This window comes from Pontibacter korlensis (assembly GCF_000973725.1).
Classification (GTDB): domain Bacteria; phylum Bacteroidota; class Bacteroidia; order Cytophagales; family Hymenobacteraceae; genus Pontibacter; species Pontibacter korlensis.
Map to the genome: position 1 here is coordinate 388,340 of NZ_CP009621.1, position 16,848 is coordinate 405,187.

Here is a 16,848-nt window from a genome sequence, read left to right on the forward strand (position 1 = left end):
AGTCAATTCAAATATAAAAATACCTCTATGGTTTTAATACTTAAACCTCCTAAAGGTTAATTTAAATTTTGACAGCTGCACCCCTTCCTCTGTATCTGGAAGAAAAGCACAGGTGCAGCCGGTGTGGTAAAGGCTTAGGTTGCCCAGGCTCTGTCTCCTTTTTTGTAAGGCATACAGCCATCATACCTGCCTGGTACCTCTACATAGCGCAAGGCTTGTGTTGCACCTACCTCAGATGTGAAGAAACCGAACATTGTCAGTTCTTTCATCATGCGGAAATAATGGTTAGGCTCTTCCGGCTTTTTAGTGGCCATGTACTCTCTCTGCTCTTTATCTATAGCGGTAAGCAGGGCAGTACGCTGCTTTGCATCCAGCTTCAGAAACTTCTTGCCGAACATCTCCTCGCTTTCCTCATCAATTTTGGAGATACCTTCAATAAAAATATCCTGATCCTCTTTGGTATAGCAATCCTGTACCATGACAGCCATCAGGCTACCCACATCAGCTGCCTTGGCACCTGGCGTGCTGGTGGCAGGCAGGATGGTATCCCCTACCTCGTTCAGGAAAGCTACCTGGTCCTGGTTGAAAAGATCGTTTACCTTAGGTGATTTGGACGTGCAGGATACCAACAGGTCGGCGCTTACCAGGGCACCTCCCAGTATCCAGCTTACAGCACTTAATGCTTCTCTTCTGTTCATAATCTATACTTAACAGCGGTTTTTATCTTGATTATACTTTGCGGCAGGTAAGATGCTCAGGCTATACGCCTAAGGTCCAGCCTGCACGGTAATCCCGTTTTACAAATTTGTTTACTTCGTCAAAGTTGGTCACGCGCATCTGCTCGTTATCCCAAAGCAGTTTAATATCGCGGCCAGGATAATTATAGCCTTCGCCGTTTGTCTTTGGTACACGAATATCAATGCCGCGAATAGCAAGGTTAGCCATAAGCAGAGCCTCTGTTAATGGACCAGCAACCTCGAAAGGTGAGCTAACCTCTTTGTTACCGTGCCCTGCCATACAGGCCTCCACCCACTGGTTGTAGTGGCCTTTCGCACTACCCGGAACACGTGCAAGCTTATGCTTGTCTTTTACCTGAAAACTGTTTGTGCGGCTTGTTGGCAAGAGCTGAGGGTTTTCTGCATAGCAGCCTGCCATCATTTTACCTTTTGTGCCCACAAAGAGAACACCGTTTTCACCGTCACCAAACACCTCACCGGGTTCCAGCTCTTCAGGTCGCGCAGGCTGTATGCCGCCGTCCATCCAATGTACAGTTACCGGACCTTTGGTTTTATCTGTTTTAGGGAAGGTTAGTGTAACGTGGCTGGAAGGAGGACAGCTTTCCGGGAAATATCCCCGCTTAAACTCATCTACATACACGCTGCCTACACTCGCCTGCACATCCTGGGCATACTTCAGGTTAAGCACGCTGAAAGGCGCTTCCACAATATGACAGCCCATATCGCCTAAAGCACCTGTACCGTAGTCCCACCAACCGCGCCAGTTAAATGGCACAAGTTTCTCCACGTAATCGGTGTAGGGAGCAGTTCCAAGCCACAGGTTCCAGTCCAGCTCCTTGGGCACCTCTGCCTTTGCTGCGGGCCATGGTATGCCCTGCGGCCACACCGGTCGGTTAGTCCAGCAGTATACCGTATGCACATCGCCAATAGCTTTGGAATCATACCACTCGCGCAGCTGCCGCACACCATCTCCGGATGCCCCCTGGTTGCCCATTTGGGTAACTACCTTGTAGCGCTTGGCAGCATCGGTAAGCATACGGGCCTCATAAATATCGTGCGTTAGCGGTTTCTGCACATACACGTGTTTGCCCAGCTGCATGGCAGCCATGGCTACCACTGCATGGTTGTGGTCTGGTGTTGATACCGTTACAGCGTCGAAGTTCTTTGCCTCTTTTTCGAAAAGCTCACGCCAGTCTTTATAATATTTGGCGTTAGTAAATTTTTGCCTTGCTTTCTCTGCCCTTCTATCGTCTACATCGCAGAGAAAGCCGATATCAGCTTTACCGCTGTTGAAGACACCGTTCACGTCGTTGCCTCCCATCCCACCGACACCTATACCTGCCACTACCAATCTATCGCTTGGAGCAACATACCCTTTGCCTAGCACATGGCGTGGTACAATAAAGAAACCTGCCGCAGCCAGGGCACCCATTTTCATGAAATTCCTTCTGGAATCTCTAAGAGAAGATTGGTTTTCTTTTTCAGACATAGCTTTCTGTGATAATATGGGTAAAGGAAAGAATGACTTTAAGCAGCATAAAGTATAGAAGGCCCTGCAGCAGCATGTACTCCCACAGAAAGCCTTTCTATACTTTAAGTTGTGTTTATGGTTGCCTGCACTCTTTTAGGGAAGCACCGGCAGCATACTTATATATTCTGACGCTTCAGCTCGCCAACAGCGTGATCTACTGCTCTGGCAGTAAGTGCCATGTAAGTAAGCGACGGGTTCTGGCAACCTGCTGAGGTCATGGCTGCACCATCGGTGATGTACACGTTTGGAGCATCCCACACCTGGTTATTCGCGTTCAGTACCGACGATTTAGGATCACGTCCCATACGTGCCGTACCCATTTCGTGGATACCTTGCCCCATAGCATAGCCTGCGTCGAAGGTGTTCACGTTCTTCAGACCTGACTGCTCCAGCATTTCCTTGGCATCCTCCATCATGTCAATACGCATCTTCTTCTCGTTCTCCTTGATCTCGGCATCGATGGCAAGTACAGGCAAGCCCCACTTGTCTTTCGTGTTTTTATCGAGCGTAACCTTGTTTTCGTGGTAAGGCAGGGTTTCTCCAAAGGCAGTGATACCCATTGTCCATTTTCCTGGTTCGCTAAGCGCATCCTTCAGTTCACCGCCAATGTTCATCTCAGCAATCTCACGGCTCCAGCCTTCGCGGCCAGCGCTACCCTGGTAGCCAAAGCCTCGGATGTAGTCACGCTTTTCGCCGTTGATATTGCGGAAACGAGGAATATAGATACCGTTCGGACGACGGCCGTAATAGTATTTATCTTCGTAGCCCTCTACCTCTCCGGAGGCGCCCACACGGAAATGGTGGTCCATCAGGTTATGGCCAAGCACGCCGCTGCTGCTACCTAAGCCGCCATCCCATACATCGGTGGCAGAGTTCATCAGTATCCAGGTCGTGTTTAGTGTAGAGGCATTCAGGAAGATTACCTTAGCAAAGTACTCGTAGGTTTGGTTGGTTTCAGCATCCAATACCTCCACCCCTTTTGCACGCTTGGTGTCTTTGTCGTAGATTACTTTTGTAACGATGGAGAAAGGACGAAGCGTCAGGTTACCAGTAGCCATTGCTGCAGGCAATGTCGCAGACTGTGTACTGAAGTATCCACCAAACGGACAGCCTAACCAACATTTGTTACGGTATTGGCAGTTTACGCGGTTATGATGTGGCTGCGTGATATTGGCTACACGGCCAATAATCATGTGGCGATTGCCTTTGTAGTGGTCCTGTATGCGCTTGGCAACATCTTTCTCCACACAGTTCATGTCCATCGGAGGCATGAAGTCACCATCTGGCAGGTGTGGAATGCCATCCTTAGAGCCACTGATGCCAGAGAACTTCTCTACATAGCTGTACCAAGGTGCCAGATCTTTGTAGCGGATAGGCCAGTCAACAGCTATACCATCCTTGGCGTTGGCCTCAAAGTCCAGATCGCTCAGGCGGTAGCTTTGGCGCCCCCACATAAGTGAGCGGCCACCAACGTGATAGCCACGGAACCAGTCAAAGCGTTTCACCTCTGTATAAGGACTTTCCTTTTCGTTTACCCAGTACTCGAGGTTTGTTTCCTGTAGCGGGTAATCGCGTCTCAGAACAGGATAGTCCTCAATCATCTGCTGTGTACGACGTCCGCGGTGCGGGAAATCCCAGGGGTGCTTGTTTGCATTTACATAATCTTTCACGTGCTCTATGTTTCGACCACGCTCCAGCATGATGGTTTTTAAACCTTTTTCTGAAAGCTCTTTTGCCGCCCAGCCACCAGATATACCTGAGCCTACAACAATCGCGTCATATACGTTTTCCGCCATAAAATAAGGGTGAATTCTTAACTAAAGTATCTATTGAATAAAGCGCATTACCGCTGGGCAAGCTATCTGGAGATTCAAAACTGTCTCCGTGAACAAGGCCCAACTGTGGGTACATAATTTATCAGAAATCAATATATCTGATCGCTTACATAAAACCAAGTGAGCGATCAGTTTTTCAGGTAATTTATTATCAATTTCTTCTAAAAGATTACTAATAGGTGGGTAAACATCAATTTAACCTTAGTGAATGCAGTAACACATCCTACTAAAACATGTAGGTGTAGCTGATGAGGGACAACGGTTATACTTGTAAAACCTTATAGCTGGAACAGCAGATTGACCTGTAGGATAGACTCGTTCACGTCGCGCAGTCCCACAACGTTATGCCAGTAGCGCCACTCAGTACCGGCGTATACTCTACCGGGCTTGCCCTTCAGGTTACCTAAATCCAGGAAGAGCTGAGGCTGGGTGAGGTATTGTGCGGCACCCGGGCCGCGGTCTCCTATAAAGTCCATAAAGCCCCGGAACCGCAGATGAATTATCTCCGATGCCGGCAGCTTTACATCCCAGCTAGGGGTTATCTGGAACGTGCCGTTATACTCAGAGCCATGCTGCTTGTAGTAATATGTTTCAAGCTGTAGTAAGCCTTGCCCAGGCAGCGCAAATTTAAAAGCTGGCCCCAGCAGGTACACAAAAAAGTCTTCGGTGCCACCAAAGAGTACGTTCACACCTCCTCCCAATAGCACATCGTTTACAGGCCCAAGTCTTACCTCACTACCCGTGGCACGACTCAGGCTCACCTTAGGGTACCACTCAGCATAGAGTGCGGGGCTCTGCAGACTTACATTATTGGAGAGATCGGCAAAGCCAAAGTGCTCAAAAGCCCCTCTCATGCCGAAGTGCTCAAAGGTTATAGTAGCCATGTCACCAGACTGGTTCAGGTGACGGCCATACAGTAACTGCAGGTTAGAGCCGCCTGTGTACATTACCTGTGCCTGTGCGGTACGGCAAAATATCAGCAGCAAAAGCACGGAGAAAAACACCAGCCTTCTGATACCGAGTTGAGTAAAATGTAGGTGCATACAGATGCTTTTTTTGTGAAGGTCCAGAAAATTCTCCTTATACGAAACCATCTGAAAATTGGCACCCTTTGCCATGTCTTCTAATGTCAGGCAGTGCCTACAAATAAATAAGGGTCTGCAAACTAAGCTTGCAGACCCTCTTCTAAATACTGGTGTCTATTTCCCCTACTTGATTTTCACCACACGCATATAATCTACCATCGCCTGGTTTATCTCGCCGTTCATGTTCTCGTTGTGTGGCTCAAAGGTTAGTGACAGGGTGTGCTTTCCTTTCTTCAGAGACACCTCCACGGCATTCGTAAAGCCCCAGTTGTTCCACTCGTCGGTGCCACGCTGAGGCAGCACAATGGTGCCAATAAATTCGCTACCTTTCTTCAGGGTACGGATAGCAGCTTTGTTTTCTGTGTTTATCGGTCCGTTGCCGTTGGCATAGCGGAAGTCTATGGCATACACCCCATCCTCAGGTACAGCAACTTCCACTTTTATACTTGTGTTTTGCTTTTTACTGATCTCGACAAAGCCTGTTCCGGAAAAATCGCGGTACGGAAGGCGAGCTTTGGGAGCAGATTTCTCCAGTTCATACACAAGCTTATACTTGTCTGGCACGACTACCACTGGTTCGCTTCCGAAAGAGGTTACGCCGTTTGCATCAATTGCCAGCACCATATACTCTGCATAACTGTTGGCCTCAACCGCCAGGCTGGTGCTTTCTGTTTTCTCCAGTTCTTCACCGTTCCTGATGACCTGGTAAGCAACAGCACCCTCTACGGCTGGCCAGGTGAGTTTACCAGCAGCATAGGTTACCTTAGGCATATCCGGAGAAGTATAGTATGCAGTGTGGTTATACTTTCCTCCAGTTTCATTGTTAGCCAGTTCAATCTTGATGGTGTGGCTGCCTGTCAGGTCACCTGGAATTTCGGCTCTTTCCAATGACTTGCCATCCATAGTGATAGACTTTATCTCATTACCAAAGCCGCTCATTTCCAAGTTCAGGATTGCGTTTCTGTACTTAACGTTGGAGAGCTTGCGCTCTCCTGCAAAAGCTTTTGGCACAAACGGCTTCAACACCATCTTGTCTACCTGCATATCCATGCCAAAGAACACTTTGTACACCATGCTTAGGTTACCAGCTACGCTCCAAAGCTGCCTGTCGGAGTTGATTTGTGTTCCGGCATAGTCGCCATTGCTAGAGACAAAGTTCTCTTTGTTTGTCAGGAAAAGTGCGGCCGGGCGATAAATGGCACTTATACTTTCGGCAAGTGCCTCTCCGTTGCCAGCTTTAGCTGCTGCCAGGCTCCAGTAGGCTTGCACAAAAGGCCAGATGCCGTTGTTATGGTAAGGCGGTATGCCCGGAATCTGTGGATAGATGCTCGGTGTGCCATAGTCTGTTACAGGTGTGCTGGCTACCACTGTTTTACGACGCGCTTCATCAGCCACACCATACAGTACGCTCAGTGCCTCACCCAAAGCCTCTGCTCTAAGCGACAGAATTTTATAGTTGCGGCCGTACAGGTACTGTCCGTAGTAGCCTTTCTCTGCCTGCCACAGGAGCTTGTTCATGCCTTCTTTTATACCTTCGGCTACCTTTCTGAACTTGGCTGCTCCTTCGCTGTCGTTTAGCAGCTCTGCCATTTGTGCTGCCGCTATATTTGCCTGGTAATGCACAGCGTTTGTGCCCAGGTTCTCCGACTCATAGATATCAGCAGGCTGCATCCAGAGTGGGTAGGTTTGCTCGCGCCAATCCAGGAAGGATGACTCCCCACGCACCATACCAGTTTCTGTATTGTAGGCGTTCTTATAATCCTCTTCCAGCGATTTCTTAATGATGGCATAGGTTTCACGAAGCCACTTCTGATCTCCGGTGGCTTTGTATACTTCCCAGGCAGCCACTGCCCACACCATGCGGTCTGTAGAAACCGGGTAAGCGCCGCCTGTACCTGTATCTTGTACAATGCGGCCATCTTTTACCTTCCGCATCAGGCTGTACATAGACACTTTCGGCTGAAGCTGGGCCATGCCAAGTATAATGCTATAGCTAATGTCACGTGTCCAAACGCCAGCCCATTCCTTTCCAGTTCTGAAAGTACTGTCCGGCTCAATGTCCATCTGCATCTCCTCCAGGGCCATATTGTAGAGGGCATCTACGATCGGGTAATTTGAGGTATACTGCGGAAAAGCGGATATATCCTTTGTTAGCTTCCAGTGCGTAGCAGTGGACTTATCGTCTCCAGGGGCATTAAGCGTGAGGGTAATTTCATAGATGCCGTCACCGTCCGGGTCCTTTAGTTTAAAGCTCTCATTACCGCCCAGGTTGCTAAAGTCCCAGTTAAGTGGCGCGGTGCCTCCGGCAATGTATATCCCTTTAAAGTCTTCCTTGTAGATCCTATCACCGGTAGGTGTAGTATAAGCCCCCTCCTTTTCAAAGGCCCGCAGCATCGGGCGCATATCCAGGCGAACGGTCATCTTGGTGTTCGGAGCCAGGTATACATCGTTTGGTATTTGAGTCTGATCGTTGAACTGTTGCCCAAACGTGATAACAGGTGTCTGGCAGTCACCGCCAAGGCAATTGAAGTGATGGTCTACGCCAGACTTCATTTCGTTGTCGCGGCCGTTGATAGCAAACTTAAACTTGATGCGTGGGCTCTGAAATGCATTAGCAGGGCTTTTGTAATCAGTTATTAGCTCTGTGCGGGAAACTACCCGTGCCACATGCTCGCCCTGCACTACACTATCAGGGTAAATGGCGTAGGCCTCCGACTGCCAAATGGCACCACTGTTAACTTCTGCTCCAGGTTGCTGCGATCTACAGGCTCCCAGTGCGAGTAATGAAAAGAGTATACTTGACTTAAGGGTGATACGATTCATGAGGTGTGGTTTCTAAACAAATGCACCATATACGATACTTCAAAGTATAGGAAGCTTAAAATTACAGCTTAAATAAAAAAATCAAGGCAGTACTACTTTTTGTGGGTGAACATACAACACTGTCCCTAAGCCGAACAGTCTGGTACAGATGCCTCTAAGGTAGAACGAGCGGCTGCATGTTTGAAAATAAATTTACGCTACAAGTTTCCTGTATGATGCAATACACCACACCTATCTTCAAACAGAAGAGGGTGTCCTAAAAGGGCGCCCTCTTTGCGTTTATCCGGTTGCTATTGTTTTTCAGGCGGCCATGTAGAGAACGGCTCGTCTCGGGCTGAAAAAGGCGGAAAAGTGGTCCAGCAAGCAAGCATGAGCCGCGGTCGGCTGTTTCAGCGCGCCAGAGAGGCCGGAGGCGGCCCTTTCCAGCGCCTCTTCGAAGGCTTTTACTCCCTTTCGGGCTACTTTGCGCAGGTTATGGGCCACAGCGGCCAGGCCAAAGTCCACCTCGGCTTTGGCCAGCGTGCGCAACCTAAAGCGGGTGAAGCGGTTGTTGCTCTTGACCTGCCCAAACACGGCCTCGGGCTCAATGGCCCTTTGCCTGCGGTGGCGCACCCCCTCCTCGCTCAACAGTAGCTCCCGGGCCTTTGCCTTCAGGCGCTGGAGCCGGTGGTTGACCTCGATGACTCTGTTGCCCTTGCCCCTGAAGCACTGCCCTCTTAAGGGGCAACTCTCGCACCGGCGGGCCTGGTAGCGGCTCACCTGCGAGACATAACCCAAGTCAGATGTACGCTCGTACTGGCCCACCTGCTCCAGCCGCTGGCCCATGGGGCAGACGAAGAAGTCCTCCTGCTGGTTATAGTACAGGTTAAGCGGATGGAAGATGTCATTTCGGAACTTGCGCTTCTGCTCTTGATGGAAGTAGTTGTACTTGACATAGGCCTGGATCTGCTTATCCTCGAGCCAGGCGTAGTTCTGCTCCGAGCCGTAGCCGGCGTCGGCCACCACTTCTTTTGACTGCTGCTGGTAATGCTCCTGGAACTGCTGTAGGTGGGCAATCAGGGTGGCCGTGTCGCCCGGCCGCTGGTGCAAAGAGAAGTTGGTGATCAGCTGGTTCTCCGAGCTGATCTGCACGTTGTAGGCCGGCTTCAGCTGCCCGTTCTTCATGTGGTCTTCTTTCATCCGCATGAAGGTGGCGTCCTCGTCTGTTTTGCTATAGCTGTTCCTGTCACCGAGCTTCTCTAACTGCTCCTCGTATTTTTGTAGTCGCGGCAGGTGCTCTTTTTCCAGTTTGGCCACCTGCTTGCGGGCTTTCTTGTCCAGCTCAGCCACGTGCTCGTTGAGCTTTTGAATCTCCTCTTTGAGCCGGTGGGCGTCCACCTTCTCGGGCAGCCGCTCCTGGGGCGCTTTCCTGTCTTCTTTGATGGCCTGGCCGATGTCACAGAGCACGCTGCGGATCTTCCGCTCCAGCTTTTCTTTGTTCTTCTCCACTGAGCCCCGCCACACGAAAGTATAGCGATTGGCGGCTGCCTCTATCTTGGTGCCGTCCACGTACTGGGTCTCGAGGCTCACATACTCCAACCGGTGCATCAGGCGCACCACCTGGGCGAAGAGCTCCTGGACCTGGTTTTTGAGGCGACGGCTTCTAAAGTCATTGATGGTGCGGAAGTCGGGGGTGCTGCCGCCCGAGAGCCACATGAAGTGGATGTTCTCTTCCAGGGCCCGGGCAATGCGGCGGCAGGAATAGATGTTGTTCAGGTAAGCGTAGAAGAGCACTTTCAAGAGCATCCGTGGGTGGTAGCTGCTCGTGCCCCCGCCTTTATAGGTGGCTATGATGCGGTCGATGTTGAGCTCATCGACCACCCGGTCCACGAGCCGCACCGGGTGGCCTTCCGGGATGCGGTCTCCGATGCTTTGGGGGAACAGGACCACCTGGTGGCCCGGCTGCTCCTTGAAAACAACGTTGCGCCTTTTCATGCCTACTAAAATAGCAAAAGGCGAATAAATGAAAAAGGGACTGCCCTTTTTGGACAGCCCCTTCCCGCTATCTTAAAGGGACCTGGTTTTTCTTACAAGAAGGTGCAGGGACTGCTAAGCCAACTCCGGCTCCAACTGCACTTCCTCATGGGAGACTTCAATACTAGTTCTTGGCAACGATACAGCAAACACACTTCCCTTACCGTCTTCACTTTGCACACTAATCTGGCCTGAAAAGCTTTCTAAGAGCTCCCTGCACAGCATCAACCCTAAGCCTGTACCTTTCTCACCTGAAGTACCGAGAGTGGTAAAACGCCTCTCTGAAAACAGGTTGGCCACATTAGCCGGCGACATACCTTTACCATTATCACTTACCAGCACCACTACCTTATCGGCTTGCTCTTCTACTTTGAAACTTACCTGGCCCCCCGGGTAGGAGAACTTTACAGCGTTCGTGAGCAGGTTACGCAGCACAAAATTGAGTCTTTCTTTATCTGCAAGCGCTGTGGCACCCGGTGTTACATAATTCAGAAGCTTTACACCTTTATCATTGGCCTGAGACCTGACAAGCTCCATGTTTTCCTCTGCAATCCGGTGCAGGTTAACAGGCTCTACCTTTATACAGGACTCTTCAAGCTGCGCCTTTGCCCAAATCAGCACATTATCAAGCATCGCCATAGCTACATCCATATCTCTGCCTAGCAGGTTAAATATTCGCTTTACATCAGCCTCGGGCAGGGTTCTGGCCTGTGCCAGCCCCAGAATGCTTTTGATTGAGTAAAATGGCCCCCTCAGGTCGTGAGAAATAATAGTAAATACTTTGTTCTTAAAGGCATCATGCCTGCCCAAACGCTCATTTTGCTCCTGTAAAACCTTAGCCTGAGTTGATATCTCATTCCTCTGAGCCGTGATTTCTGCATTTTGTGTCTGCATCAGGTAATGTGCATCCTGCAGTTTTGCATAAGCAGCCCTTTGCCGTTGCCAGCCAAGGAAAAGAACTATCAGCAGTACCAGCATCAAAAGAATGATCGTGCCCTCCAGGATCAACGTATAATGCTGGTACTGTATCTCTGCTGCCTGTTTCTCCTGCTCAGCTTTCAGGCGCTGATTTTCTTGCTCCTTTTGGGCTATTTCATACTTAGCTGTTATCTCCGCCTCTACTCTGGCTCTGCTTTCGTTATCCAGCTCCTCTTTATGCTTTGTGTAGATAGACAGATATTCATAAGACTGCTTGTAGTTATTTAAGGCAGCATAGACCTTCTGCATCAGCAGGGATGCTTCCACTATTTTCTTAGTGGATTCAGTCTTTTTGGCCATGTCAAAGCTCTGCTGAGCATACCTCAGCGCTTTGGCCTTATTGCCCGTTGCCAGGTAGATCTCGGCAATTTTCCCCAGCGCTGCCATTTTGATCATGTCATTCTGAATCTCCTCATTTAAGCTTACTGACTTAAACAAGTAAGGCAACCCATGCTCGGCTTGTCCCAGATGCAGGTGAATGTTTCCGATGTTAAGAAGGCTAATAGCCCATCCTTTTTTATCGCCAGCACCTTCTTGCAGCTTTGTTGCCTGCTTATAGTAATTCAGAGCTGTACTATACTTCCCCTGATCCTCATAAATGTCACCAAGGTTGTTATAGGCACTGCCTAACCTTATTGTATCATTGGCTTTCTGCGCCAACGCTGTTGCCAAAAGATAATGGTTAATAGCCCTTTTAGAATCCTGGATTTTATTGTAGACGTTGCCCAGGTTGATATAAGACGAGATGAGGGTGGCAGTATCATTCAACTGCTTCCCGAGAGCAAGTGCCTGAAAGTAATGTTCCATTGCCTTGCCGTAGTCGCCCATGACCAAGGCAGAATTACCTAAGAGTGTTAAGGCTTTGGCTCTTCCAACTTCGAAGCCAGCGGCGGTTGCCAGGTCATAGGCTGCCTGCCCATACTCTTTGGATTTTACAGCATCGGTAAGTGCATATTGTTTGCTTAAACTACAATTAAGCATCACTCTGGCAGAGTCTGTCTCAGCTTTGGAAAGCTCACCCAGCAAGCTATCTATTAGCTTACTTTGTGCATACAGGCTACCTGAAAAAAGGAGCACTAGCAACAGTAAAGTTATTCTCATACAGTAAAAAAAGAGCGGTACTGCTGCTCACCAAGCTAGCACAAGCACCTAACAGCAAAAAGGCGTAAGAGACAACTCAGGCTAGAACTGCTTATCTAACAAACAACCGGGTACAAATTTAATAAATGGCAGAACAGTTTTCACCCTCTGTTATATTATTTTATACTCTGATAATCAAAAGCATATTAACTAAACAACCCTATAGCACCTTTATACTTGAAGCGGGACAGCCTTTCTTTTACTTCTCCAGCGCTATAGCTTCTAACACTAAAAACGAAAGACCAGGTAAGCTCCTTTTGTATCAAAGAGATTACCTGGTCTTATACATTATTACCCTGCGCTTTACAAAAGGGAAAATTATCACTCCTGTTGGTTCCCTGAAGCGTAGATGGATTTCAGTTCTGTAAGTTTTCCAGAGCTCAGTTTCAACTGTCCTTTATCAGCAATCAGTCTTATTTTAGTAAATTCCTCATCAGGGAAGAATATACTCGTCATTACGGTTCTTCCTTCATCAGCGAAAAGCTCCACGGAGGCTACATCTACCACTAATCGCAAACTAAAAAGTTTGTCTTTAGAGAAGCGAGGAGCATACTGAATGCCTGAGAACTTATCTGAAAAACTATGCTCGCCTGCCTTTTTTCTGTTTATGTAGTACTGCCCTCGGTCCGCATCGTAGCCTATTAGTACTTGCTGATTTCTGCTGTTAGAAAGCTCTACGGCAAATGACTTCTGACTGGCATCTGGCTCCACTTCCAGGCTTAGGTCATAGCTTGAAGATTTGACAGAAAGCTGCTCAGAAATATCTATAGCACCTGATACTGTCTGCGCTTCCAAAACATGAGTTTTGTGATAGATATTTTGTAACTCCTGTACTGGCTTGGAGGCTACACGCAAACCAGCAGGAGTGTTTACCAGCTCCAGGGAACGAGCAACTGTCATGGCGCTTCTCCATTTTTCTGTCGGCACTACATTGGCATAGTCCCAGTTACTCATCCATCCTATAAACAGATGGCGCCCATCCTCTTTGGGTACATTAGCCCAGGTAATGCCCGCATACTGGTCACGTCCGTAGTCCAGCCAAATGCCTTCCTGCCCGTTTACAGTAGCCGCAATGCTCGGTTTTGCACTCAAGTTTGCTTTGAAATCAGGGTCAAGTATAAACTTGCTCCCATTAAAATCACCTACGAAATACTGGGTACCAGACCCTCCGTTTGGTGCACCAGGGTTGATATTTACAATCAGAACCCATTTCTCTTCATTAGTACCCTTTACAGGCATCTTGATTAGGTCCGGACACTCCCAAACGCCACCATGCGCTCCAACATCAGCACCAAAATCACTTCTCAGCTTCCAGTCGAGCAGGTTTTTAGAAGCGTAAAAACTGATATGGTCTTTTACTGCCAGCGTCATAATCCACTCCTGCCCTTTTTCATACCACATCACCTTCGGATCCCGGAAATCCCGTATGCCCGGGTTCTTCAGCACAGGGTTGTTCCTATACTTGGTCCATGTCCGTCCATTATTTAGGCTATAGGCGATACCCTGCGTTTGGTAGTCGTTTCTTCCCGCCTTTTCCGCTTCAGCATCATGATAGGTAAAGATGGCTATAAGGGGAGGATTTTCTGCTGTACCTAAACCAGAGGTATTCTTGGTATCTACCACCGCACTCCCAGAAAAGATCATGCCCAGGCTATCCGGGTAGAGGGCAATTGGCAGGTGCTCCCACCTTACCATGTCTTTACTGACAGCATGCCCCCAATGCATTGGCCCCCACACCGTGCTGTCTGGGTTGTGTTGGTAAAACAAGTGGTACTCGCCGTTATGGTACACCATACCATTAGGATCATTCATCCAACCGGTAGGTGGAGTAAAATGAAACTGCGGCCGGTGAGGCTCATTAAAAGCAACTGAAGCAGTTATGTTATTCATTGCTTCGTCCTGGTTTTCAACTGTTGCCTGATTTGTACCACAGCTGCTTAATACAGCTCCTAAGGCTATCATTACAGATAGTTTATTCATACTCTACTTTCTACTTTAAGCTAGCAGCGCCTGCCCTACTTAAGCTATGATTTAATGAAGGATTTTTCTATTTGTGTCAAATCAATGCGCGGTGTAGCCCCCTTCTGTGTAGCCACGAATGCTCCCGCCATACATGCTTTATCCAAAGCTTTCGAAACAGGCTCACCTTCTAGGTAGAACTTCAGGAAGGTTGCCAGAAAAGCATCGCCGCTGCCTATGGTATCCTCCACTTCCACCTGGTATCCTTGATGCTCCTCATACCCTCTTTCTGACAGCACGGCAGCTCCCTTGTCGCCGCGGGTTACGATAAGCAGTTGAAGGTTAAAATGCTGCTTTAGGGCCTGCATCTGCTCCTGTTCATTGCCTGACCAGCCTAGCCATCCAGTTACCTCGTTCAGTTCCTGGTGGTTCATCTTGGCTACGTCTGCAGCATCCAGCAAGTCCTGTGTGAGCTCCGGAGAGTAGTAGGGCGGCCGCAGGTTTACGTCAAGTACCTTATACTTGGCGAGCTTCAGGTACTGCTGCAGTGTTTTGCGCGAAGTAGAATTTCTGGCAGCCAGGCTACCGAAAATAAATACATCACTTGCCTTTATGAGCTTTGCCGCCTGCTCATCATACTGTACATAATCCCAGGCAACAGGCTCCACAATCTCATAAGTCACTTCCTGCTTGTTGCTGGTATTTGCCTTCACAACCCCGGTTTGGTATAGCTGGCTAGTCTGTATCCATTGTGTGGAGAGGTGTTTCCCTTGCAGGAAGGCGTTTAGCTCCCTTGCTAAATCGTCCTTACCTACACAGCTGATAACTACAGGAGAGTAACCGTAGTAGGTTAGGTGTATGGCAACATTCATGGGTGCACCACCAGGCATCTTTCCACTTGGAAGAATATCCCACAGCACTTCTCCAAAGCATATTATCTGAGGCTGCTTCATGATTGATGTGTATTTGTTAGACTAAATTACCACTCCCTGCGACTCAACTTTCTTTCCGATCTCCTCGAGCGATACACCTTTCGTTTCCGGCATTATTTTCCAGACAAACAGCAGCTGCAGTACCATCATAATGGTAAAAATAAGGAAGGTATTTCCTCCTCCCAGACTGGCTGTAATATAAGGGAACACAAAAGCGATCACAGCGGCCATAAACCAGTGGGTAAAGCTACCCAAGGCTTGTCCGCTTGCCCTTACGCTGTTAGGAAAAATCTCTGAAATGAACACCCATATGACTGCGCCTTGAGAGAAGGCAAAGAATGCAATATAGGCAAACAGGCTTACAGGCACCACCATACCGAAACTCTCGGTGTAGAAGGCCCACGATACCATGCCCAAAGTCAGGATTAAACCAAAAGACCCAACAAGCATCAAAACCCTCCGCCCCACACGGTCAATAAAATTGAGTGCCAACAAGGTAAATATAAAGTTGACCAAGCCCACCCCAGCTGAAGAAAGCAAGGCAGCATCTTTGCCTAGGCCTGTCATCTCGAAAATTCTGGGGGCATAGTAAATAATGGCGTTAATACCAGATACCTGGTTGAACACAGCAAACAAAACAGCCAGCATAACAGGAACACTGTGCTGTTTAGAGAAAAGTCTCTCTTCGGAGGTTCTGTTCTTTCTTTTGTTCCCGGATTCGATGATCGCAGCTAACTCTGCATCCGCTGTGGATGGATCTATCTGGTTTAATACAGCCCTGGCCTCTTCTACAGCCCCTTTTTTAACAGCAAGCCAACGCGGGCTTTCGGGCACCAGCAACACAAGCCCAACAAAGATGGCAGCAGGAAAGCCCTCTACTCCCAGCATCCAACGCCAAGCTGCACTACCTGCATCCTGCAACAGGTAGTTCGACAGAAAAGCTATCAATATGCCAAAGACTATATTAAACTGAAATAAGGCTACCATCCGGCCTCTCTTATTGGCAGGCGCTATCTCGCTGATGTACATGGGGGCGGCCACAGAAGAGGCCCCTACTCCCAGGCCGCCTATAAACCGGAAAAACAGAAATGAGTACCAGTCTGTAGCCAAGGCTGACCCTACTGCTGAAGCAAGGTAGAGCACCCCAATCCAGAACAAGGTGCGCTTGCGGCCAAGCCTATCAGAGGGGTATCCCCCAACCAGGGCACCTATCACTGTACCGATCAGGGCAATCGAAACAGTAAGGCCATGCTGGAAAACATCTAACTGCCATACTTCCTGAATGGATTGTTCTGCGCCTGAAATCACGGCTGTGTCAAAGCCGAACAAAAAGCCTCCCAACGCTACAGCTATGGACCAAAAAAAGACTCTCCTGTTATTCATTGATTGTTTTTCTATGAGTATAGTTTAAGATAAGTACCTGCTCGGGGGAAATACAAAGTTAGAATTATAAACCATTCTTCACTAAGCCTGGGCTACGAAGCCAGTAGAGCAGCTGGCCTTTAAACTGCTACTACATGATGATACGGAAACGAACTTATGTTACTTGTTATAGCAGGTGATAACTTGTATAAGTTACATTATTCAGAACTCTTTTCATAGCTGGCTGTAGCCTTTCGTAAAGTATAAACAGATGAGAAACTGTTTTCAATAATTAGCCACACCGGCACCATGTAATCAGCTACTTTTGGTCCGCATTAATACTGTCATCAGCTTCCCTCAAAATCACTTTTGCATCAAAAAGCTGATAGTTAGATAAAAAAATTAAAAATTACTCTTCTATATTAGAAAAAAGTTACATATTGCACCCATGCA

General features: G+C 48.5%; 9 protein-coding genes and 1 pseudogene. All 10 read right to left on the bottom strand.

The genetic code is table 11. The annotated features are described in order from the left end of the window. Nucleotides 1-134: 134 nt before the first annotated feature. A complete protein-coding gene (locus PKOR_RS01645; RefSeq protein ID WP_046308787.1) occupies nucleotides 135-698 on the bottom strand; it encodes a gluconate 2-dehydrogenase subunit 3 family protein in 564 nt (187 codons plus the stop codon). A gap of 61 nt (nucleotides 699-759) precedes the next feature. Continuing rightward, the gene (locus PKOR_RS01650) at nucleotides 760-2,226 is read right to left on the bottom strand and encodes a Gfo/Idh/MocA family protein (RefSeq protein ID WP_046308788.1); all 1,467 of its coding nucleotides are present in this window, start codon (nucleotides 2,224-2,226) and stop codon (nucleotides 760-762) included. A gap of 158 nt (nucleotides 2,227-2,384) precedes the next feature. Then, a complete protein-coding gene (locus PKOR_RS01655; RefSeq protein ID WP_046308789.1) occupies nucleotides 2,385-4,064 on the bottom strand; it encodes a GMC oxidoreductase in 1,680 nt (559 codons plus the stop codon). A gap of 317 nt (nucleotides 4,065-4,381) precedes the next feature. Then, complete coding sequence (locus PKOR_RS01660; protein WP_148561606.1) at nucleotides 4,382-5,146, bottom strand: hypothetical protein; 765 nt, start codon at nucleotides 5,144-5,146, stop codon at nucleotides 4,382-4,384. 165 nt (nucleotides 5,147-5,311) lie between these two features. Next, nucleotides 5,312-8,011 carry an alpha-L-rhamnosidase-related protein gene (locus tag PKOR_RS01665; protein ID WP_046308791.1) on the bottom strand — a complete coding sequence of 900 codons (2,700 nt, stop codon included), beginning with the start codon at nucleotides 8,009-8,011 and terminating at the stop codon, nucleotides 5,312-5,314. Between the two features lie 450 nt (nucleotides 8,012-8,461). Next, nucleotides 8,462-9,985: pseudogene (locus PKOR_RS01670) on the bottom strand (IS1182 family transposase); the annotation flags it as partial. A 114-nt stretch (nucleotides 9,986-10,099) separates the two neighbouring features. Beyond that, a complete protein-coding gene (locus PKOR_RS01675; protein ID WP_046308792.1) occupies nucleotides 10,100-12,103 on the bottom strand; it encodes a tetratricopeptide repeat-containing sensor histidine kinase in 2,004 nt (667 codons plus the stop codon). 360 nt (nucleotides 12,104-12,463) lie between these two features. Continuing rightward, nucleotides 12,464-14,122: a glycoside hydrolase family 32 protein gene (locus PKOR_RS01680; RefSeq protein WP_046308793.1), complete on the bottom strand. Its 1,659-nt coding sequence runs from the start codon at nucleotides 14,120-14,122 to the stop codon at nucleotides 12,464-12,466. A 44-nt stretch (nucleotides 14,123-14,166) separates the two neighbouring features. Further along, entirely contained in the window at nucleotides 14,167-15,054 is an 888-nt protein-coding gene (locus PKOR_RS01685) for a carbohydrate kinase family protein (protein ID WP_046308794.1), read from the bottom strand. A gap of 21 nt (nucleotides 15,055-15,075) precedes the next feature. Further along, nucleotides 15,076-16,416: a sugar porter family MFS transporter gene (locus PKOR_RS01690; protein WP_046308795.1), complete on the bottom strand. Its 1,341-nt coding sequence runs from the start codon at nucleotides 16,414-16,416 to the stop codon at nucleotides 15,076-15,078. Nucleotides 16,417-16,848: the final 432 nt, after the last annotated feature.